Source organism: Streptococcus parasalivarius, from assembly GCF_054785155.1.
Window position 1 is genome coordinate 190763 of the sequence record NZ_BAABOB010000003.1, and the last position, 20236, is coordinate 210998.

Sequence of the window (20236 nt, forward strand, 5' to 3'; positions counted from 1 at the left end):
AATGACTCCTAGTATCTAAGAATGTTTTTTCTCATTAACATATATAATTTTAGTTACTGATTCAGAGGTCGCTTCGTTACTAAAAGTAATAGTATATTTACCGTTTTTAGTATACTTTTTACCATCGTAAGCAGGTTCAACACCTTTTGAATCCCATTCACCATCATTCCAAATTTCTCGTCTCACCTCTGCTTTTAATGTTTTTGAGTTTGCTAAATCTATTCTAAAACCATCATTCGCTATAGCATTATTAGATAACTCTGAGTTTGACTTTAAATCAAACAAATATCCCATTGCTTTCGCGTTTAATACTTTAAATTTGAAGCTCATCCGATATCTCTCTGAGTCCCAAGTAATGACTTTTTTAAAAACTTTCATCCCATCTTTTTTGATTCTATAATCTAGGGCAATTTCATACGTTCCTTCCTCGTTCAAAGTAACGGACATATTCTTAGCATTCTTTGATTTACCAGTTAAAAAATCCGTATATATTTTAGGAGATTCAGAATTATTGTTTGTCGCAGTATATTTTATAATCAATGCACCTTTTCCAAAATTTGTTTTCTCAGTTTCAAATAATACATCTTGTCCCTTCTTATCCTCAATAATATGCATTTCTTTTTTATTTAACTTATCAATATTTTGTAACAAATTAAATTTCAGAACAAGATTATCTCCCGTAGTCTTATAAAAAACCGGTATATCACCATCTGTTTTACTAGAGAACCCAGAGACTTCAAACTTACCTAAATTCCAACCATAGTGTAAGTCCTTCTTATTTATTTTATTCTGTTTCTCATATCCCTCACCAGCATTAAATAATGTCAAATTTTTATTAGCTGACTGTACATCAAAATAGTATGTATCACCTAAAATTCGGTATGGTTTTAATACTAAAAACATCAAACAGACTGTTAAAAATGCTATAAACCATTTTTTCATAACTTTCAAATTCTCCTACTCTTGATAGTGCAATTATATCAAATAGAGAATAAGTTATATATAACAATCTTTAAGATTATAAAAATTTAATCAATTGGGCAAATAACAAAAAACACCCTATTTTCATAGAGCATTTTTATTGTTTATTTATCACCCTTGTTACGGATAACAAAGCCGTTTTTCTTTTCGCTTGAGGTACGGTGTGGGCGTTTGTTGCCACGATTTTCGAAGTCACGGCTATTTTTCTTAGACTTGCGTTTGAAGTCACGACGGCCACCATCTCGATCATCACGGTTACGGTCGCCATGGTATCCACCACGACGGCTGTTATCGCGACCGCGGTTGCCACGGCCACCTTTGCCGCCTTTACCGCCAAAGCCACCACCTGATGGTTTGAATGGCAATGGTTTTTCACGCGCAATTTCCACTTCTGGCATTGTCTCTGGGTCTTGAACGGTCAAGCTCAAGATGTAAAGGGCCAATTCTTCAGGTGTGAATTCTTGAGCCAATTTAACCGCATCGCCCTTAAACTTGTCAAAGTTAGAACGGATAGCTTCATCCGCAAAGTCACGTTCGATTTTCTTAAGGGCAACTTTCTTCTTAGCCTGGAAGGCTTCTTGAGCTGTTGGTGGCTTAAGACCTTTCATGCGTTTCTTAGTCAAGTTTTCGATGATTCCCAAGTAACCCATTTCGTTTGGAGCAACGAAAGTAATCGATTGACCTGATTGACCTGCACGGCCTGTACGTCCAATACGGTGAACGTAGCTTTCTGGGTCTTGTGGGATATCGTAGTTGTAGACGTGAGTAACACCGGAAATGTCAAGACCACGCGCCGCAACGTCTGTCGCAACCAAGATATCGATTTGGTCGTTCTTGAAGTCACGGATAACACGAAGACGTTTGTTTTGGTCAAGGTCACCGTGGATACCTTCTGCACGGAAACCACGAAGTTTCAAACCACGTGTCAACTCGTCCACACGACGTTTGGTACGTCCAAAGACGATTGACAATTCTGGTTGATCAACATCCATAAGACGAGTCATGGTATCGAACTTCTCTTGTTCCTTCACTCGGATAAAGTATTGGTCAACGTTAACATTGGTCAATTCTTTAGCCTTGATTTTCACATGCTCAGGATCTTTCATGAACTGAACGCCAATACGTTTGATAGCATCAGGCATAGTTGCTGAGAAGAGAAGGGTTTGACGTTCTTCTGGCACTCGGCTAATGATAGCTTCAATGTCTTCAAGGAAGCCCATGTTAAGCATTTCATCAGCTTCATCCAAAATCAAAGTCTCGATATTATTGAGTTTAAGAGCCTTACGTTTGATAAGGTCAAGGAGACGACCTGGTGTCCCTACTACAATGTGGGCACCTGAACGGAGGGCCTTGATTTGTTTCTCAATGCTAGAACCACCGTAGACTGAGCGAACTTTAACGCCTTTGTCACGACCAAAACGGAAAAGCTCTTCTTGAGATTGCACTGCCAACTCACGTGTTGGGGCAATAACAAGGGCTTGGATAGTATTTTCTTCTGTACGAATTTTATCTAGGGTAGGCAAACCAAAGGCAGCTGTTTTACCAGTACCAGTTTGGGCCTGACCGATAACATCCTTCCCTTCAAGAGCGAGTGGAATGGTCAACTCTTGGATAGGTGATGGCTTTTCAAAACCGGCAGCTACAACAGCTGATTGGATGTCTTCTGATAGGTTTAAATCTGTAAATTTCAAAGTATTCTTCTTTCTATTTGAAGGCGGTGCGAAGCCACCTTATGAGACTTGGTTGTGTAGTATGTTAACTACCTGTATTTAATAGTCGTTTATTTTAACAACTCATCTAGTCTATCATATTTAAGAATAAAAAGACAGAAAATAACGTTTTAAAACCGCCTCCAATTTGAGAAGACGGTTTCACTCACTAATTATTATTTATGAACCAACCAACGCAAGTAGCGGGCCAAGACCAAACAAAGAATCACACTACCTAAAATGATGAAAATCCAAGCTGGACTGACAGTCATAAAAGGTAGAGGAACATTCATCCCAAAGAAACCGGTAATAACGGCAAGCACTCCTAAGAGTACCTCGATAATAGTCAAATTACTCAAGTTGTTATTCAGATTGTTGTTTAGGATATTATTATAAGAACCTGATAGTTGCTGTAAGACCTTAGAAATGAGGTCTGTCATGGCTACTAACTGTCTAGCTTCAATCATGGCATCATCAAACTGTTCTTTTTCGACCTCATTGAGACGACGATAAATGGCGTGCCCCTTGATGTGTTCCAAAAGAAGACGATTTTGTGTAGCGGCAGCCACTAGATAGACCATGCCTGTTTCCAAATCTGAAAGGTCGTAAAGATTCTTACTTGTCGTTGTCTGTCTTAGGCGTCGACTAACCTCATCTTTTTGCTGATCCAAACGTTCAATAACGGGATAGTAGGCATTTGAAATCATCTCAAGGCCTGCAAAGAGCAATTTGTAGATAGACAAATCCTCATGGTTATCCACATAATCTTGCATCTTGCTTATCACATAAGCGTTATCCTCGTTACTAATGGTCACCAAACGTGTATCTTGAACAATAAAGGTCAGAGGAATGGTTTCATAGTATTCCTTGTCCTTTTCAAGTGCCAGAACATTATAGATAAAGGTGATTGTCCCATTCTCACGGTTGTAATCCATGTGGGCTCGTTCATTTTTATCCAAGGCATACTCTATGGTTTCTTGGTCAATATCATACTTGGTATAAAGATAGGATTGCTCAGAAATAATGTCTGAGTCAATATTAATCCAGTGACGCTTATAACCCAGTTCTTTTTCAATAAACATTTTCCGTCCTCATTACTCTAGCACTGCTGCTGCCAAAGCTTGTTGGATTTCAAAAACATTATTGTCACTCTTAAATTGAAGCACTTCTGCAGGCTCAAGTGCTGATGAAATCCAAATCTTAAGTTCAGCATCTAGGTCAAAGTGGCCCGAGCTTTCTACAGTGAAACGAGAGATTGAATGATAAGGGATAGATTTGTAAGAGGTCTTCTTCCCTGTAACACCTTGCTTATCGACTAAAATCAAGCGCTTCTCTGTAAAGACAATCAAGTCACGAACAAGGGCATAGGCTAACTCAACCTGTTCACCTGAAATTAAGATACCCTCCAATTGGCGCTCAACCTTATCATTATCTTTTTTAGATGCATTGCCAAGCAGTCCTGAAAAAAGTCCCATAGTTATTTCTCCTTTTTTATTGTAAAGATAATCCTTGCTTTAACTATACCACAATTTTAGGATTTCAGACACTTGCAGAAATGGGTTTCTGGTAGTACAATTAAGGAGTCACAAGAGGAGCAATTGCTGAGAATGGCTAGCTTGAATTTTTTCTTCAAGACTTGCCTAAACTCTTACCACCTGATCAGGTTAGAACCTGCGTAGGGATGTGTCTCAAAATAGATTGAAATAGAGGAACTTCTATGACGTCGTTTTGATGTGGCAAAAAAAAAACAGCCAATTAAGACGATTGGTATAGGAGGTTTTTTATGTCGAAAACAAATATTCGACCAATGATTGAGGTTGCCCTTTTTGCAACCATTGCTTATATCCTGGACCTAGTTACTCAGCCCATGTCACTAGGCCCTTGGATTTCCCTTTCCTTTAAGATGGTGCCCATCTTTCTCCTCAGTTTTCGCTGGGGGCTTAAAGCCGGTGCTATGGGCGGTCTCATCTGGGGCCTTCTCCAGGTGGTGACAGGGCAAGCAGCCGGCGGTTGGCTAACCTTAACACAAGGTTTCCTGGAGTATTTTGTCGCCTTTAGCCTTATTGGAATCAGTGGTGTGGTCAAACCAGCCCTAGATAAATCTATTAAACAAGGCCATAAAGTTAAGTCTCTGATGTATATCACTTGGGGGATTCTGCTTGGTAGCTTTGCTCGTTACCTCATTCACTTTATAGCCGGTGTCATCTTTTGGGGAAGCTATGCCCCTAAGGGACAAAGCCCTTATCTCTACTCACTCATTGTCAATAGCTCATCTTTCCTAGGAGAAACATTGGCAAGCCTCATCGTTTTCTTCGCCCTACATCGATTCCTAGGCAGATTACTCAATACAGAAAAATAAAAGAAACCATAGGACAGTCTTAAGTGGCAGTCCTGTGGTTTTTCATGTTTTTATGAGATATTACGACACGAAGTCAGACGAATAATATCGATTCGTCTGACGTAGTTAGTGAGACGGCTAGCTAGACACCTAAGAGGGGCTAGCGTCAAAAGATGAATGATTTACAAAAACTAAATAATCATCGTGTTACGACATGAGAAAACGGAAACGATGTTTTTTCCGTTTTCGAGTTAGTAAGGGACTTAGCCACGTTCCCATAGGATACTTCGTAAATAACATCACTAAGATATTACGACACGAAGTCAGACGAATCGATATTATTCGTCTGACGCAGTTAGTGAGACGGCTAGCTAGACACAAGATGAACGATTTACATAAACTATACATAGCATTACGACATGAGAAAACGGAAACGATATTTTTCCGTTTTCGAGTTAGTAAGGGACTTAGCCACTGTCCCATAGGACGTGGCGTAGATTGATTAGGCTATGAAATAGCCAAGCAATCTTAGTACATTACATCTTCTCTTCCAATGTTACATCTGGATATTTATCCGCAAACCAACGGAGGGCAAAGTCATTTTCAAAGAGGAAGACTGGTTGGTCAAAGCGGTCTTTGGCCAAGATATTTCGGCTTGATGACATGCGTTCGTCAAGGTCCTCAGGTTGAATCCAACGCACAGTCTTTTTACCCATTGGTGTCATAACGACTTCGGCATTGTATTCATTTTCCATACGGTGTTTGAAGACTTCAAACTGAAGTTGACCAACGGCACCAAGCATGTATTCACCTGTTTGGTAATTGGTGTAAAGCTGGATGGCTCCTTCTTGCACCAATTGTTCAATTCCTTTATGGAAGGACTTCTGCTTCATGACGTTTTTAGCAGAAACTTTCATGAACAACTCTGGCGTAAAGGTTGGTAGTGGCTCAAATTCAAATTTGTTTTTACCTACAGTAAGGGTATCACCAACCTGGTAAGTTCCTGTATCATAAACCCCGATAATATCTCCAGCCACGGCATTTTCGACATTTTCACGGGATTCAGCCATGAACTGAGTGACGTTAGAGAGCTTAGCTCCTTTACCAGTACGGCTTAGGTTAACACTCATACCACGCTCAAATTCACCAGAAACGATACGAACAAAGGCAATACGGTCACGGTGACGTGGGTCCATATTGGCTTGGATTTTGAAAACAAAACCAGAGAAATCCTTGTTGAGAGGATCAATCTCGTCACCATCCACTGTCTTGTGACCATGTGGTTCTGGTGCAAATTTGAGGAAGGTATCGAGGAAGGTTTGAACCCCAAAGTTAGTAAGGGCAGAACCGAAGAAGACCGGTGTCAATTCACCAGCTAAAATAGCTTCCTCAGAGAATTCATTACCCGCTTCTGTCAAGAGTTCAATATCTTCTTTTGCTTGCTCATAGAATGGGTTGTTGGCAAAAAGGGTATCACCATCTTCAATCTTGGCAAAGCGCTCGTCACCTTTATAGAGCTCCAAGCGTTCGTTATAGAGGTCATAAAGTCCTTCGAAGGCTTTACCCATACCGATAGGCCAGTTCATTGGGTAGCTGGCAATACCAAGCACTTCTTCCAACTCTTCCAAGAGGTCAAGTGGCTCACGTCCATCACGGTCCAATTTGTTCATGAAGGTGAAGACAGGAATACCACGGTGTTTGACAACTTCGAAAAGTTTTTTGGTTTGGGCCTCGATACCTTTGGCTGAGTCAACGACCATGACGGCAGCATCAACCGCCATAAGGGTACGGTAGGTATCTTCTGAGAAGTCCTCGTGCCCTGGGGTATCAAGGATATTGACACGTTTGCCAGCATAGTCAAACTGCATCACAGATGAAGTTACTGAGATACCACGTTGTTTCTCAATATCCATCCAGTCTGATTTGGCAAAGTTTCCGGTTTTCTTACCTTTTACGGTACCAGCTTCACGGATTTCACCCCCAAAGTAAAGCAATTGTTCAGTGATTGTTGTTTTACCGGCATCGGGGTGAGAGATGATGGCAAAAGTACGGCGTTTTTTGATTTCGTCTTGAATGCTCATAGTTTTCTTTCTTCTTTAAAAATTATCTTTTTGTTACTTTTCCTTAGTGGTATGGATGTCAGCACCTTCTTTGTAAATCTCAAAAATCCCATGTCCCAGAGCTACTAATAGCAATAGGGTTTTTACCAGAACGAAAAGCAAGATCGTTGTAGCTCTTCTTTCAGAAAATTTCTGTCTTTTGAAAGCTACATTTGTTGTCAAGGCTTGCGATAATTCTCGCAGGCACAGCACTTTTATTATATCCAAATTACAGTTTGAAAGCAATTCTGAAAGCGTTTTGTGTTAGAATAAAACAAATAAATGAAGAAACACGCTATCAACTTTCTGATAGCGTGTTTCTTCATTTATTTAATATTTCCTTTCAAAATGCTCCAGACCTTTTTTCATGATTATCATGAGAATAATCAGAGCTCCTGATACAGCAAGGTATTTGACAAGTAAGGGAGTTCCCATAATAAATGGTGTGTGTTTAAGCATGCCATAGTTTCCACCGATGGTCTGGTTAACTATGACCAAACCTAGATTCAGTAGCAGAGTAGCCACGACAATCAGCCGCTGGCTGATGGGATGAGTTTTATAACTGTTAAAAATGACATTTAGGCTATTGACCAGTAGGGCATAGTGGCCAATTAGGAAAGAAAAGCCTGTGATATGTGGAAACTCATAGGGATCAAATACTGGATAAATCAATGCACAGTAAGTCCCGACAACTCCCATAATAGCGAAATAGCTCTTTATTCTACTATTTTTCAGGAGGAGAACAGCAAACATGGCCATGCGGCAATGGTAAAGGGGCAGACTAATGTAAAGTGGAAAGCCCTGCCAGAGGTACCAGGTATAAAGGGCAAAGAGTTGAATGGCTTGGATAGTGAGAAAGGTCCAACGCCATATCTTATTCTCATACCAACGCCAGCTCAAGTAACTCAGAAGTACCATCGCCAAAAGCATAAGCAAATAATAGGGCAAAGGTATCTGGGGTGGATGAGTTTGGGTGGTTGTCAAAAAATCCTTCATTCTCTTCTCCTGCTGAAATTACTATGCCTGCTATTATATCAAATTTCAGGGTAAAGCAAAAACCTGCTTTAGAGAGCAGGTTAGAGAACTTAATTCTTAGCTTGTAATTCTTCCACGACCTTGGCTAGGTTCATAGAGTTAGAGCCCTTGAGCAAGATTTGATCGTGCTCACCTAGGCTTTCTTTGATTTGTTTGACCATAGCGTCAAATTGGTCTTCGTCAGCTGTTTTCTTGAAATAATAGACATGACCAAGTGGGAATATTTGGCTAGCAAGTTGTGACAATTCTGCAATGTCTTCACCGTAGAAAATCACCGTATCAATAGCATCTGGTGTCAGGCTTAGAATCATCTGTGTGTGAAGTTGCACAGACTGTTCACCGAGTTCTTTCATATCAGCTAGGACAGCAATTTTCTTACCTCCTTCATTCTTAGGAATGGCTGAGAAGGTCTCCAAAATGAGCTTCATGGCTGTTGGATTGGCATTGTAAACGTCTGAAAGGATATCGGCACCGTTGGCTGCTTTTTTCCATTCGGTACGATTTTTTGTAAGCTGCAAGTTAGCAAGGGCTGAGAGGATATTTTCTTCAGTTACACCCAAGTGTTTAGCGACATAGGCAGCAACCATGGCATTTGTAGCATTGTATTTTCCAGTGACTGGCAAGGTAACTTGTCCGTCTAGGAAGTTTGTTGAAAAGGTGAGATGGTCCTTGAATTCTGTCAACTCAGAGACTGTAAGCTCTGCACCATCTCCAAAGCGTACCACTTCAAGATTGCTTGACAAGAAAGGATCTACGATTGGATCACTCGGCACAAGCAGGAGGCTACCATCAGGCATACCATCTTGCATTTGCATTTTACCTTGGGCAATCTTGTCACGGCTACCAAAGAATTCCAAATGAGCCTCTCCGATTAAGGTAACAACAGCTGTTTTTGGCTTCGCCAAGGTTGACAAGAGGTGAATGTCTCCCATGTGGTCTTGCCCCATCTCAAGGACGATTTTCTCCGTATCATCAGGCATGTGTAGGGCAGTATAAGGAAGACCAATCTCATTGTTGTAATTCCCTTGGGTCTTGTAAGTACGATAGGTTGTGGCCAAGATATCATGAATCATGTCCTTGGTCGTTGTCTTACCGTTAGAACCAGTCACCGCAATAACGTCAACACCAGTCTTTTCAAGATAGTAGGCAGCCAGTTTTTGGAAGGCTTCAAGAGCATCATCAACTAGGATATGGGCTTGATCAGCCGATAATTCTTTTTCTGTGAATGTCGCTAGAGCACCATTGTCAAAGGCTGTTTGGATAAAATCATGTCCATCACGCGCACCTTTGAGCGGCAAAAAGAGGTCGCCCGCTGTAATCTTACGGCTATCAAACTCAATTTGGTTAATGGCAACATCTTCATAGGCTGTGACATCATTTTTAGCGCCAACAACCTTGGCAATTTCATGGAGTGTCAGTTTCATCTTAAAATCCTCTATTTTATTTTTACAAGTCTGACAAGAAACAAGATTTTCTTGCCCGCAATCACTCCCAATTATATCACAAATCAGGCTAGCTTTTGCTTGGGAGATGAATTTGTTACAATGGTTGATGAGAGGATTAGGCATGACAAAGAAAAAATTAATCACTCTCTCTAAAGGAGAGGAAAATATAAATAGCGACTGCCAAAGTATTGAGGAACCTAAAGGATGGCGGTTTGATTGGAGAAAGATAATCCCACTAGAGCCAACATCTGAATTGATTATCTTAGTGCTGCTTGCACTGCTGTATGGTGGTTTTTATTATTACGATCATTATACCGTCAACAAAGATAACATTTATGGTCTCTGGCAATCTGATCATCATAAGTTAGCGATTTCCTATAAGCATATTCGCAAGCGAGGAAATATCGACTGGCAAGTCGTACAGGATGGTAAGTATATTATCTATGCTGCTAGAACTCGCCCGGTCAAGCGGCTTAATGACGGGACTCTTCACATGGAGCTCTACACTGTGGAAGGCTACCTGACAGACCTCCCCACCAAGGACGGCTTCAGCTATATGGATTTCTATCTTCGCAAAAATAATTATCTTACCTATGACGGTGAGTCCTACAAGCGTATCAATTCTGGAAACAAGACTATTACTTGGAAAGATGGTTCTACCAGCCCTTATGGTGAACGGAAAACCACTATAGATGAGGTTTTTGAAGCCTTCTATTTGATACTTATGGGGATTTGCTCATTTCTTATCATTATAGAGGCTCGGCAAAAGAGGAGAGAAAAACTCAATGAGACACCAAACAAACAGAAAATACGCTGACCGAAAGAAACTCAATCGAAAGTATCAGTCACGAAAAGCATATCGAAAAGAACAAAAATGTAAAACGGGATGGCGAGCACGCTGGGATAAATTTACAGACCGTTTAGCTAACATTTTGGGGATAGGTTTCCTAATCATCTTACCTATATTCATTATCTATGTTATTTTCTTTGATCATAACGTATATAAAGACAGTATCTATGGCCTTTGGCAATCTGAAAGCCATCAGCTTGCCATATCCTACGAAGGAGGTTACAAGTCAGGTAAGCGCAATTGGGAGATTGTTCAGGATGGAAATGTCCTCATCAAAAATGCACGCATTGATGAGATTAAACGCTTTAATGACGGTACCCTCTACATTGAAGTTTATGCCGAGGAGCGCCTGCTTTCAAACCTCCCCACTAAGAACGGCTACAACTATTTGAATATGTATGTCCGTAAAGACAATTACTTGACCTATGATGGCGAATCCTACAAACGGATTGATGATGAAAACAAGAGCATTACCTGGAATGATGGTTCAAAATCCCTTTATGGTCAACGAATAAACTTGTTTGATCGTCTGAAACCTTATATCGTATTTGGAATGTTTGGAGGCTTGTTTATTTATGTCTTTTTCGTTGAATGGAAGATTAGAAGAAAATATAAAAACAAGTAAAACCACTCCTGCTTCTAGCCAGACTAGATATAAGCAGGAGTGGTTGTTTATTCTTATTAAGCAAGACTTACCTCTTTAAGAGAGTGCCAGTCTTATTTCACTTCTCCACCTTCAACGACGAGATCATCAGCATTTGCTGCATCACCGTAGGTTGGGTGAAGTGTTTTTTCATAATCTTTGTGGAAGAAATTCTCTTCGCCAAGTTTCTTAATGTCTTTATTGATAAAGTCAAGGAGTTCTTTGTTACCTTTTTGAACGGCTGGGGCAATTGTATCTGGGTCACCAAGCGATGTGATTCCAACTTCGTAACCTTTATTTTCTAGAGCCCAAGCAAGAACTTCTGTATTATCTGTTGAGAAAGCATCGCCACGACCATCAAGGAGGGCCTGGTAAGCGTCGCTATATTGGTCATACTTTTGCAATTTGATATTTGGGTAGTTCTTTTCAAAGTAAGTTTCAGCAGTTGTTCCTTTAGTAACAATCAAAGTCTTACCTTCAAGCTCTTTAACGTCCTTAATAACCTTGTCTTTAGGTGACACCACACCGATTGAGACTTTCATGTAAGGAAGGGCGAAGTCCACTTGTTTCTTACGTTCATCAGTTACTGTGAAGTTGGCAAGCGTAATATCTACCTTGTTTGAAATCAAGAATTCAGCACGGTTGGCCGCATCTACTGAGACGTATTTAGGTTTAACACCCAAGTCTTTAGCCAAACGGTTACCAAGTTCAATATCGTAACCTTGGTAAGCACCCTTGTTATCTACATAACCGAAAGGTTTCTTGTCCGCAAAGACAGCGATACGGAGTTCACCACTCTTCTTAATTTCTTCAATAGTACGTGCTTTGGCTGTTGATTTACCAGAGCTACTGTTACTTGAGCAAGCAGTCACTGCCACCAAGGCAAAGACGAGGGCTAATAGGGCAAAAATTTTCTTTGTTAATTTCATAAATATCTCCTAAAATATTATATTTTTTACTAAAAACAATGGGTTACAAATAGGCACCAAACTGGCTGAAGTCAAAGACATTGAGGAACTCTTGAGCTCGCTGTGTCTCTGGATGATTGAAGAATTCTTCAGCAGTACCTTCCTCAGCGATGACACCCTTATCCATAAAAATAATACGGTCAGCGATGGCACGCGCAAACTGAAGCTCATGGGTTACAATCAACATGGTACGTCCTTCTTGAGCGAGGTCATTGATTAGTTCCAGGACCTCACGAACCATCTCAGGGTCAAGCGAAGCCGTCACCTCGTCAAAGAGGATAACTTCAGGATGCATGAGAAGAGAACGGACAATGGCTACACGTTGCTTTTGACCACCTGACAGTTGTCGCGCAAAGCTATGCTTCTTGTCCAAAAGTCCCACACGGTCCAAAAGTTTCTCAGCCTCCGCAATGACTTCTTCCTTTTTACGCCCTTGAGCTTTGACTGGCCCCAAAATCAGATTTTGCAGGATGTCCAAATGCGGGAAGAGGTCGTAACTTTGAAAGACCATACCGATTTTCTGACGAATCAGGTGAAAATCCTTCTTGCTACCAGTGATAGACTTGCCATCCAGGAGAATATCGCCTCCTTGGATGGTCTCTAAGCCATTGATGCAACGTAGCAAGGTCGATTTCCCACAACCTGAGGAACCCAGGATAACAACGACTTCACCTTGTTTAACATCCAAGGAGATGCCTTTGAGAATCTCATTGTCCCCAAAGGACTTTTTCAAATCCTTGATTTGTAAAATGCTTTCTGTCATCTTAATTCCTCCAACGATTTTCAAGATAAGTAGACAGCTTAGATACTGGGTAACAAATGGCAAAATAAAGAATCAAAATCGTGCCATAAATCCAGAAAGAAGCTGTTGGAATAGTCAGGCGATTACTGTCGATAATCTGCTGACCAACCTTGGTCACCTCTACTACGCCAATCAAAACCACCAAGGATGTGGTCTTAATCATACGTGTCACCAGGTTAATAGCCTGAGGCAACAAGCGACGCAAGACTTGTGGGATAATCACATAGGTATAGAGTTGGCCATTGGTCAAGCCAAGGGCCCTTCCGCTCTCAAACTGGTGTCTAGGTAGTGACGTGATTGACCCACGCACCAAATCACCCATTTCAGCCGTTCCCCAAAGGGTAAAGACGATAATAGCTGATAACTCGCCTGAGATATTGATGTTAAAATTCCTAGCCAGACCAAAATAAACAATAAAGAGCAAGACTAACTGGGGCATGATACGAATAAATTCCAGATAAATACGTGACAAAAAACGTACAATCTTAGATTTCGAAGTCATGACAATTCCAAAAAGGGTTCCTAGTAAAAGGGACAGAAGCACCGAAACGATGGAAATTCCAATAGTTACGCCTAAACCTTGTAAGATACGTAGGAAATTATTCCCCTGAAGAAGAACCTGAAAGCCCGAATCCTGCATAGCGTAACCTCCTTTCAATCCAACTAAAGACTAGAGAAATCGGTAGCAACATTAAGAGATAAGCCACCACCAACATGCCTAGAGCCACATCGGTTTCGTAGTAGAGACCAATCAAATCCTTAGCCACATACATCAAATCCGCCAAGGCTACCGCTGAGAATACTGACGTTTCCTTGATAAGGAAAATAACGTTAGCACTAAATGACGACAACGCCACAGCTACTGCCTGAGGAAGGACCACATAGCGAAAGACTTGGAACGGCGTCAAACCAATAGACAAGCCCACTTCATGTTGGGTCTGACTAACAGCCTCTAGACCACTTCGGAAGGACTCCGCCATATAGGAACCACCCAAGAAAATCAAACCTACCACAGCACAAGCCTCTGAGGATAGAACCAAACCTATACGAGGCAAGCCAAAGTAGAGAAAGAAGAGCTGAATCAAGAGCGGCGTATTACGAGATAGCTCAATATAAGCCGTCGAAAGCTGACTCAAAACCGGTACTCGGTAATGACGAATAACACTCACCACCAAGCCCAAAAGGAAGGAACCAAAAATCCCCAGAACGGCAATATGTAAAGTTAAAAAGAATGCCTTCTGATAAAAGGGCAAATACTGTTGAACAATGGACCAGTCCAAAACTTACCTCCTCAAAACAAGATACAAAAGGCGTATAGAATTCCGTAAGCAAATAGGAAACTGACGGCGTGTTCGGGCACACTAGGAAGTTTATCTTTTGCTCTAGGAATTTAGCCTGTGTTCAATTCTACAAGATACAAGGGGCGTAGAAAATTCCGTAAGCACTCACTGACATCTACTTCTAGCCCTTTGACCCTTCTCTCGCATTTGAAAAGCACAGCTTCACAAAACACGAATGAATTGCTCTATTTCATTTGAAACGTTAGATTTATTCTACCACCTGTTAGATTATTTGGATAATATGTATTTTTTATCAGCGTGATAAAGAAAAGATATAAATAAAATCTAGATTTCTGTAAAGAAAAAAAAAAACTCAGTCTCAGAGATTTCTCCGAGACTAAGATGTCTGTCTTTTAAATCATAGTGCTTAAATCAAATGGCTTTCACGTTTTTCGAACATTTCTTGTCCCAAGGCTACCAATTCCTTGATAAGGTCTGAGTAAGAAAGTCCCATATTTTCCCAAAGTAGTGGGTACATTGACCATTGAGTGAAACCTGGCATGGTATTGAGCTCGTTAAGGTAGATGGCTCCATCCTCTGTCAGGAAGAAATCACAGCGAGCAAGACCACAACCACCAAGAGCACGGAAGGCCTTGGCCGCATAGGCACGCATTTGCGTCATGACTTCTGCAGGCACGTGAGCTGGGATGTCCATGGTAATCTTATTGTCAATGTATTTAGCTTGGTAATCATAGAAAGCCACGTCTTTGACCACTTCACCTGGATCTGTCGTCTTAACATTTTTATTTCCAAGAATACCAACCTCGATTTCACGGGCAACCACACCTTGCTCAATCAAGATACGGCTATCATATTTGAGAGCCAGATCAATCGCTGCACGAAGCTCTGCTTCATTTTCAGCTTTAGAAATCCCAACAGATGACCCCATGTTAGCAGGTTTTACGAAAACTGGGAAGGTCAATTTTTCAAGCGTCTCTGCTACTGCTGCTTCCAAATCTTCACCCTCGATGTAGACTGTGTAGGCAACCTGAGGGACACCTGCAACTTCAAGAATATGCTTGGTCATAATCTTGTCCATAGCTACACTTGATGACAAGACATTAGTACCCACGTATGGCAACTTGAGGGTTTCGAGGAAACCTTGGATAGATCCATCCTCACCCATAGGTCCATGGAGCACAGGGAATACCACAGCGCCTTCCTCATAAATATCGCTTGGTTTGATAGCCTGACTAGCCGCAACTGTGTCATTAGTCATGAGCTTCTCATCATCACTTGGTGTTTCTGTAAATTCTTGTGTTTTGATAAAATCACCAGACTGTGTAATAAAGTAGGTTTTAACCTCAAATGCGTTGTAATCTACCGCACGCATAACACTCTCAGCTGAGAGTACAGACACTTCACGTTCTGCTGAACGTCCACCGTAGAGAAGGATAAGGGTTTGTTTAGACATAGGTATACCGTTTTCTTTTCTTGATTTTCTAGTCTCAGTTTTGAGAACATAATTACTTTAATCATATCACAAAAGGAAGGGATTTTCAAAAAGATTATAGGCAGAAAAAAACAGCCTAAGAGCTGTTTCAATCCTGTCTTAAATTTCGTCACCAAGCTCAAACTTAGTACCTTTGAGGGCACGTTTGAGAGACCATTTCCAAGGTTTCCCTTCGATAGTGACTTGTTTGTTTTCGAGGTCAACTTGAACCTTGTCTACTCCTTTAACAGCGGAGAGTTTTTCAGTAACGGTGTTAACACAGCCTTGGCATTTCATTCCTGTAATGTTATATGTTTTTGTCATTTTTCTTTTTTCCTTTTCTTTAATTGTTTTTGATACACAGCTTAAGTGATGGAGGCATTAGCAATCAATGCTTAGACTTTGCGACGTTTGAGGCGCAGAGCATTAAGGACGACCGAAACAGAGCTAAAGCTCATGGCAAGTCCTGCTATCATTGGGTCAAGAAGGGGACCTCCAAAGAGGTGGAGGACACCCATGGCTACTGGGATAGACAAGATATTGTAGATAAAGGTCCAAAAGAGGTTCTCTTTTATCGTTGTGATAGTCGACTGACTAATTTTCAGAGCCTTAACGACATCCATGAGGTTGGGTTTCATAAGGACCATATCGGCACTTTCCATAGCAATATCTGTCCCTGATCCCATGGCAATACCGATATCGGCAGTCGCAAGGGCTGGGGCATCATTGATACCATCACCAACCATGATGACTGATTTTCCTTCTGCCTGAAGGTCGCTAATCACCCTAGATTTCTCTTGCGGAAGCACTTGACTGATGACACGTTTGATGCCAACCTTTTGAGCGATAGCTTGAGCTGTTTGGTCATTATCACCAGTCAACATGATAACTTCCTTGCCCATTTGATGAAGAGCTGCCACCATATCTGCACTGTCTTCTTTAACCTGATCGGCTACACCGAAGAGTCCGATTAACTTACCATCTTCAGCCAGGAAAATCGGTGTCTGACCATCGGCTGTCAAGTTTTGGAAATCAGCTTGTGCTGAAGTCAAGTCGACTTTTTCCTCTATCATAAGAGTTTGATTTCCAGCTAAATAAGTCTTACCTGCATAGCTGGCAGTAAGACCTCGCCCAGTCAAACTTGAAAAGTTATCCATCTCTAACAAGTCCAAGTTAGCATTTTCTGCTGCCACAAGAATTGCTTGACCTAAGGGGTGTTCAGACTTAGCTTCCAAGGATGCCAAAAGCTGCAAGGTTGCTCCACTATTGCCATAGGTATAGCTAGAAACCAACTGAGGTTTACCCTGAGTAATAGTTCCTGTCTTGTCAAAAACGAGGACATCAGCCTTGTGAGCTAGCTCAAGCACATCCCCACGCTTGTAGAGAATACCGTGTTCGGCACCAAGGCCTGTACCAACCATGATAGCTGTCGGTGTCGCAAGACCCAAAGCACATGGACAAGCAATAACCAAGACACTAACTGCTACTGTCATAGCGAAGGTAAAGGTTTGTCCCATGACAAAGTACCAAAAGAGACCTGAAACAAGTGCGATAGCCATGACAACAGGAACAAAGACCGCTGACACTTGATCGGCAATCTTGGCAATCGGTGCCTTGGTTTGTTGGGCATCCTCAACCAATTTAATGATTTGGGAAAGCAAGGTGTCCTTACCAATCTTTTCAGCCTCATAAATCAAGCTACCTTGACCATTAATAGAACCAGCAAACACTGGCTTACCAACGGATTTCTCAATAGGGAGTGACTCCCCTGTAAGCATACTCTCATCAATCGCGGAGCTACCAGAAATCACCTGACCATCCACGGCTATCTTTTCCCCAGGTTTGACCACAATATGGTCACCAAGAACAACCTCATCCACAGGAAGCTTGACTTCCTTACCATCTCGAAGAACGGTCGCCTCCTTGGCTGACAAGTGCATGAGTTTCTTGATAGCTTCTGAAGTACGACCTTTAGAGAGGGTTTCAAAGTACTTACCTAGAGTAATCAAGGTCAAAATAACAGCCACTGACTCAAAATAAAGCTGGTGGGCGTGATGGGCATGCCCCAAAGAAATGTGATAAGTACCATAGAGACTATATAGAAAGGCCGCCGAAGTTGCCAAGGCTACCAAGGCATCCATGTTTGGGTGACCCTTGGCCAAGGTACGAAAACCATTACTATAGAAAGAACGGCCCAACCACATGACGGGCACTGTCAAAACTAGTAGCACCAAGGCATAGGTCAAGGCTGCATGGTGAGGAGACAAGAAGTTTGGCACAGGTAGACCAACCATTGGGCCCATAGCAAGATAAAAGAGAGGAATGGTGAAGACAGATGACCAAATGAGGCGCTCACGTACCTTGTGAATCTTGTCTTCTTCACGCTCTTCCTGGCTTTTGGCTGTGTCTGGATTGTAAACTTCAGCTTCATAACCGGCATCAGCCACGGCCTTTTCAATCGCTTCTGGACTAACTTTATCCCCAGCATAATCCACAGACATTTTTTCCGTGGTCAGATTAACCACAGCCTTGTCCACACCATCCAACTTATTAACAGCATTTTCAACATTGGCCACACAGGACGCACAGGTCATCCCATTAACCACAAAAGTTTCTTTTGTCATTTTCTACTTCACCTCCATATGATGCCCACAAGCGCATTGGCCAGGCACACAGTCACAAACCACCTGATCCACAGGTGCTTTTGCTGCAAGCAAGGCCTGCAACTTATCCACATCAGCTTGAGTCATCGGTGTCTTTGCCATGAGTTGACCCAATAAATAGCTATGTTTGGTCAAACAAATCTTGTCAAAAACAGCTTCTAAAGCCTGAAAATTCGCCTCATCTTCCCCCAAGCTAGCTTGATAGATAAACCCTCGTCCTTGACGCTGACTGGTTAGATAACCCTTGTCCGCCAAACGTCCAATCAAGGTCTTTACTGTCGAAGCCGACCAGTCTAGCTTCTTAGATAGAATTGCTATAATCTCTGAAGAAGTCGCTTGCCCCTTAGCCCAGAGCACTCGCATGACTTCCCATTCCGCAGATGAAATTGTCAGCATGATAGTTCCTTTCTGAATGTTATTATTTGTTTACGTTTGTAGATTTATTTTAACGCTGCCACGGGGATATGTCAAGAGTTTTTTGTCTACATTTGTAGATTTATTTTCAAAAAACAAACACCTCCTAAGAGGTGCTAAACTTCACTAAGATAAAATTGAGTTGACGAAGCTACGTCCAAAATCCCTGCCTTCAAAATACAAAAATTTAAACATGCCAGGGTAAATAAAAGCCAAACAAATAATCATAAAGAGTATTGCTAGAGCTTTTTTATTTGATACAAAGAATGACAAAATATGATCAATCATGTTCAGTGATGCCCTCTCCTCCTTTCTTTTTAGTTATAAAATCATTCTATAGCTTCCAAAAAGAAAAAAATAGTGACATAGATGTCACTATACAGACTTATTCATTCATACGAGATATACGAAAGTTGATTACGAGATTTAACCCTCAGTTTAATCCCTTGTAGAGGTACAAAGCACCAACCAGCAGGAAAATCAGTGCATAGTGATTCTCTCCACGATAGAAAAATAGTGATGCTCCTATTAAGAAACAGACACCTAGTATTACCCTCAATGATACTTTCATTTGTCTACCTTCTTTCTATAAGTGAGATGAAAATAAAAACCAGAGATAAATTTAATTCGCCACTATTCACCCATAGTATAATACTGGAAAATAAGAAAATCAAAATATCCCCAAGAATGATTTTGATAAAAATACTCCCCATTTCTGGAGAGTATCATCTTCTATTTTTCAAAATGTGAACCGAATGTAACAAATTCAGCTACTTCTTCTTCCTTACCGTCGTGAAGGTCACGGACAATTTTCGATCCCACGATAACACCATCTGACACAGCATTAAAGCGTTTAATGTCGTCCTCTGTTGACACACCGAAACCTGTGATGACTGGAATGTCTGCATGAGCAGTCAAGTTATCCAAGTGTTTATCAAGGTCATCACCGTAATTACCAGTCTTACCAGTAACACCATTGATGGCAACTGCGTAGATAAAACCTTCTGCACCATCAATCAACTGTTTCTGACGGTCAAGTCCTGTAGTCAAGCTCACCAGAGGCACGAGAGCAATATCACTGTCTTTCAAATAAGGAGTGATAAAGTCAGCGTGTTCGTCTGGCAAGTCAGGAATAATAAGTCCCTTAACAGATGTCTCAGCTAGGTCCTTAACAAAGGCTTCAATACCATATTGATAAACTGGGTTGATGTAGGTCATGATAACCAAAGGCACCTGTGTTTTTTGTTCTTGAAGCTTCTTGATAATAGCTGTCAAAGTCACGTCTTTAGCCAAACTACGTTGTCCTGCTAGTTCAATAACCGGACCATCTGCCACAGGGTCAGACCATGGAATACCCACCTCAATAGCTGAGACACCACTATTTTCCAAGAGAGCAATAGTCTCAAAGAGTCCGTCTAGGCCTTTAGCGTGGTCACCCGCCATGATATAAGGCACGAAAATACCGCGTTTACTGTCTTTGATAGCTTGTAGGTGTTTTGTTAGTGTTTTTGTCATGG

General features: G+C 41.3%; 19 protein-coding genes and 1 riboswitch. Of the genes, 3 read left to right on the plus strand and 16 right to left on the minus strand.

Features of this window, described 5'->3' with window-relative positions; genetic code table 11:
- Positions 1 to 15: 15 nt before the first annotated feature.
- From ACYVQ1_RS04360 to ACYVQ1_RS04375, 4 genes are all read right to left on the minus strand, one after another.
- Entirely contained in the window at positions 16 to 942 is a 927-nt protein-coding gene (locus ACYVQ1_RS04360; protein ID WP_201041320.1) for a hypothetical protein, read from the minus strand.
- A 143-nt stretch (positions 943 to 1085) separates the two neighbouring features.
- Positions 1086 to 2672, minus strand: a complete 1587-nt coding sequence (locus tag ACYVQ1_RS04365; protein ID WP_461249896.1) for a DEAD/DEAH box helicase — start codon at positions 2670 to 2672, stop codon at positions 1086 to 1088.
- A 194-nt stretch (positions 2673 to 2866) separates the two neighbouring features.
- A complete protein-coding gene (locus ACYVQ1_RS04370; RefSeq protein ID WP_461249895.1) occupies positions 2867 to 3772 on the minus strand; it encodes a magnesium transporter CorA family protein in 906 nt (301 codons plus the stop codon).
- Between the two features lie 12 nt (positions 3773 to 3784).
- Positions 3785 to 4165, minus strand: coding sequence for a PH domain-containing protein (locus ACYVQ1_RS04375; RefSeq protein ID WP_461249894.1), 381 nt, complete (start codon positions 4163 to 4165; stop codon positions 3785 to 3787).
- Between the two features lie 103 nt (positions 4166 to 4268).
- Positions 4269 to 4389, plus strand: a riboswitch (TPP riboswitch).
- An 84-nt stretch (positions 4390 to 4473) separates the two neighbouring features.
- Between ACYVQ1_RS04375 and thiT the strand changes: the two genes are divergently transcribed.
- Entirely contained in the window at positions 4474 to 5049 is a 576-nt protein-coding gene (gene thiT, locus ACYVQ1_RS04380) for an energy-coupled thiamine transporter ThiT (protein ID WP_461249893.1), read from the plus strand.
- Positions 5050 to 5564: 515 nt separating this feature from the next.
- Here the strand turns inward: thiT and ACYVQ1_RS04385 are convergent.
- From ACYVQ1_RS04385 to ACYVQ1_RS04395, 3 genes are all read right to left on the minus strand, one after another.
- Positions 5565 to 7109, minus strand: coding sequence for a peptide chain release factor 3 (locus ACYVQ1_RS04385; RefSeq protein ID WP_461249892.1), 1545 nt, complete (start codon positions 7107 to 7109; stop codon positions 5565 to 5567).
- A gap of 348 nt (positions 7110 to 7457) precedes the next feature.
- A complete protein-coding gene (locus ACYVQ1_RS04390; RefSeq protein WP_461249891.1) occupies positions 7458 to 8123 on the minus strand; it encodes a YwaF family protein in 666 nt (221 codons plus the stop codon).
- Between the two features lie 89 nt (positions 8124 to 8212).
- On the minus strand, positions 8213 to 9586 hold the full coding sequence (locus ACYVQ1_RS04395) for a UDP-N-acetylmuramoyl-tripeptide--D-alanyl-D-alanine ligase (protein ID WP_461249890.1): 1374 nt from the start codon (positions 9584 to 9586) through the stop codon (positions 8213 to 8215).
- Between the two features lie 142 nt (positions 9587 to 9728).
- Between ACYVQ1_RS04395 and ACYVQ1_RS04400 the strand changes: the two genes are divergently transcribed.
- Positions 9729 to 10424 carry a hypothetical protein gene (locus ACYVQ1_RS04400; RefSeq protein WP_461249889.1) on the plus strand — a complete coding sequence of 232 codons (696 nt, stop codon included), beginning with the start codon at positions 9729 to 9731 and terminating at the stop codon, positions 10422 to 10424.
- Positions 10393 to 11082 carry a hypothetical protein gene (locus tag ACYVQ1_RS04405; protein WP_461249888.1) on the plus strand — a complete coding sequence of 230 codons (690 nt, stop codon included), beginning with the start codon at positions 10393 to 10395 and terminating at the stop codon, positions 11080 to 11082. Before ACYVQ1_RS04400 ends, ACYVQ1_RS04405 begins: the two co-directional genes overlap by 32 nt.
- Positions 11083 to 11174: 92 nt before the next feature.
- On the opposite strand, the gene ACYVQ1_RS04410 is transcribed toward ACYVQ1_RS04405, so the two are convergent.
- The 9 genes from ACYVQ1_RS04410 to trpA all read right to left on the minus strand — a co-directional run bounded on the left by ACYVQ1_RS04410 (position 11175) and on the right by trpA (position 20234).
- Positions 11175 to 12029, minus strand: coding sequence for a cysteine ABC transporter substrate-binding protein (locus tag ACYVQ1_RS04410; protein WP_003094464.1), 855 nt, complete (start codon positions 12027 to 12029; stop codon positions 11175 to 11177).
- A gap of 43 nt (positions 12030 to 12072) precedes the next feature.
- Positions 12073 to 12831, minus strand: a complete 759-nt coding sequence (locus ACYVQ1_RS04415; RefSeq protein ID WP_461249887.1) for an amino acid ABC transporter ATP-binding protein — start codon at positions 12829 to 12831, stop codon at positions 12073 to 12075.
- A gap of 1 nt (position 12832) precedes the next feature.
- Positions 12833 to 13510 carry an amino acid ABC transporter permease gene (locus tag ACYVQ1_RS04420; protein ID WP_002891585.1) on the minus strand — a complete coding sequence of 226 codons (678 nt, stop codon included), beginning with the start codon at positions 13508 to 13510 and terminating at the stop codon, positions 12833 to 12835.
- Positions 13470 to 14150 carry an amino acid ABC transporter permease gene (locus ACYVQ1_RS04425; RefSeq protein WP_461249886.1) on the minus strand — a complete coding sequence of 227 codons (681 nt, stop codon included), beginning with the start codon at positions 14148 to 14150 and terminating at the stop codon, positions 13470 to 13472. The genes ACYVQ1_RS04420 and ACYVQ1_RS04425 overlap by 41 nt, the downstream gene beginning before the upstream one ends.
- A 427-nt stretch (positions 14151 to 14577) precedes the next feature.
- A complete protein-coding gene (locus ACYVQ1_RS04430; RefSeq protein ID WP_461249885.1) occupies positions 14578 to 15624 on the minus strand; it encodes a D-alanine--D-alanine ligase in 1047 nt (348 codons plus the stop codon).
- Positions 15625 to 15762: 138 nt separating this feature from the next.
- Positions 15763 to 15966 (minus strand): copper chaperone CopZ, encoded by a 204-nt coding sequence (gene copZ / locus ACYVQ1_RS04435; protein WP_002891592.1) that lies wholly within the window; start codon positions 15964 to 15966, stop codon positions 15763 to 15765.
- A 71-nt stretch (positions 15967 to 16037) separates the two neighbouring features.
- Entirely contained in the window at positions 16038 to 18266 is a 2229-nt protein-coding gene (locus ACYVQ1_RS04440; protein ID WP_461249884.1) for a heavy metal translocating P-type ATPase, read from the minus strand.
- Between the two features lie 3 nt (positions 18267 to 18269).
- Positions 18270 to 18701 carry a CopY/TcrY family copper transport repressor gene (locus tag ACYVQ1_RS04445; RefSeq protein WP_461249883.1) on the minus strand — a complete coding sequence of 144 codons (432 nt, stop codon included), beginning with the start codon at positions 18699 to 18701 and terminating at the stop codon, positions 18270 to 18272.
- 750 nt (positions 18702 to 19451) lie between these two features.
- Entirely contained in the window at positions 19452 to 20234 is a 783-nt protein-coding gene (gene trpA / locus ACYVQ1_RS04450; RefSeq protein ID WP_461249882.1) for a tryptophan synthase subunit alpha, read from the minus strand.
- Positions 20235 to 20236 lie beyond the last annotated feature (2 nt).

Excerpts from the sequence above, each read along its gene's own strand:
- ACYVQ1_RS04445 (WP_461249883.1), bottom strand. The coding sequence starts at position 18,701 with ATGCTGACAATTTCATCTGCGGAATGGGAAGTCATGCGAGTGCTCTGG.
- trpA (WP_461249882.1), bottom strand. The coding sequence starts at position 20,234 with ATGACAAAAACACTAACAAAACACCTACAAGCTATCAAAGACAGTAAA.
- thiT (WP_461249893.1), top strand. The coding sequence starts at position 4,474 with ATGTCGAAAACAAATATTCGACCAATGATTGAGGTTGCCCTTTTTGCA.
- ACYVQ1_RS04415 (WP_461249887.1), bottom strand. The coding sequence starts at position 12,831 with ATGACAGAAAGCATTTTACAAATCAAGGATTTGAAAAAGTCCTTTGGG.
- ACYVQ1_RS04390 (WP_461249891.1), bottom strand. The coding sequence starts at position 8,123 with ATGAAGGATTTTTTGACAACCACCCAAACTCATCCACCCCAGATACCT.
- ACYVQ1_RS04440 (WP_461249884.1), bottom strand. The coding sequence starts at position 18,266 with ATGACAAAAGAAACTTTTGTGGTTAATGGGATGACCTGTGCGTCCTGT.
- ACYVQ1_RS04410 (WP_003094464.1), bottom strand. The coding sequence starts at position 12,029 with ATGAAATTAACAAAGAAAATTTTTGCCCTATTAGCCCTCGTCTTTGCC.
- copZ (WP_002891592.1), bottom strand. The coding sequence starts at position 15,966 with ATGACAAAAACATATAACATTACAGGAATGAAATGCCAAGGCTGTGTT.
- ACYVQ1_RS04375 (WP_461249894.1), bottom strand. The coding sequence starts at position 4,165 with ATGGGACTTTTTTCAGGACTGCTTGGCAATGCATCTAAAAAAGATAAT.
- ACYVQ1_RS04360 (WP_201041320.1), bottom strand. The coding sequence starts at position 942 with ATGAAAAAATGGTTTATAGCATTTTTAACAGTCTGTTTGATGTTTTTA.
- ACYVQ1_RS04385 (WP_461249892.1), bottom strand. The coding sequence starts at position 7,109 with ATGAGCATTCAAGACGAAATCAAAAAACGCCGTACTTTTGCCATCATC.
- ACYVQ1_RS04370 (WP_461249895.1), bottom strand. The coding sequence starts at position 3,772 with ATGTTTATTGAAAAAGAACTGGGTTATAAGCGTCACTGGATTAATATT.
- ACYVQ1_RS04395 (WP_461249890.1), bottom strand. The coding sequence starts at position 9,586 with ATGAAACTGACACTCCATGAAATTGCCAAGGTTGTTGGCGCTAAAAAT.
- ACYVQ1_RS04405 (WP_461249888.1), top strand. The coding sequence starts at position 10,393 with ATGAGACACCAAACAAACAGAAAATACGCTGACCGAAAGAAACTCAAT.
- ACYVQ1_RS04430 (WP_461249885.1), bottom strand. The coding sequence starts at position 15,624 with ATGTCTAAACAAACCCTTATCCTTCTCTACGGTGGACGTTCAGCAGAA.
- ACYVQ1_RS04400 (WP_461249889.1), top strand. The coding sequence starts at position 9,729 with ATGACAAAGAAAAAATTAATCACTCTCTCTAAAGGAGAGGAAAATATA.
- ACYVQ1_RS04420 (WP_002891585.1), bottom strand. The coding sequence starts at position 13,510 with ATGCAGGATTCGGGCTTTCAGGTTCTTCTTCAGGGGAATAATTTCCTA.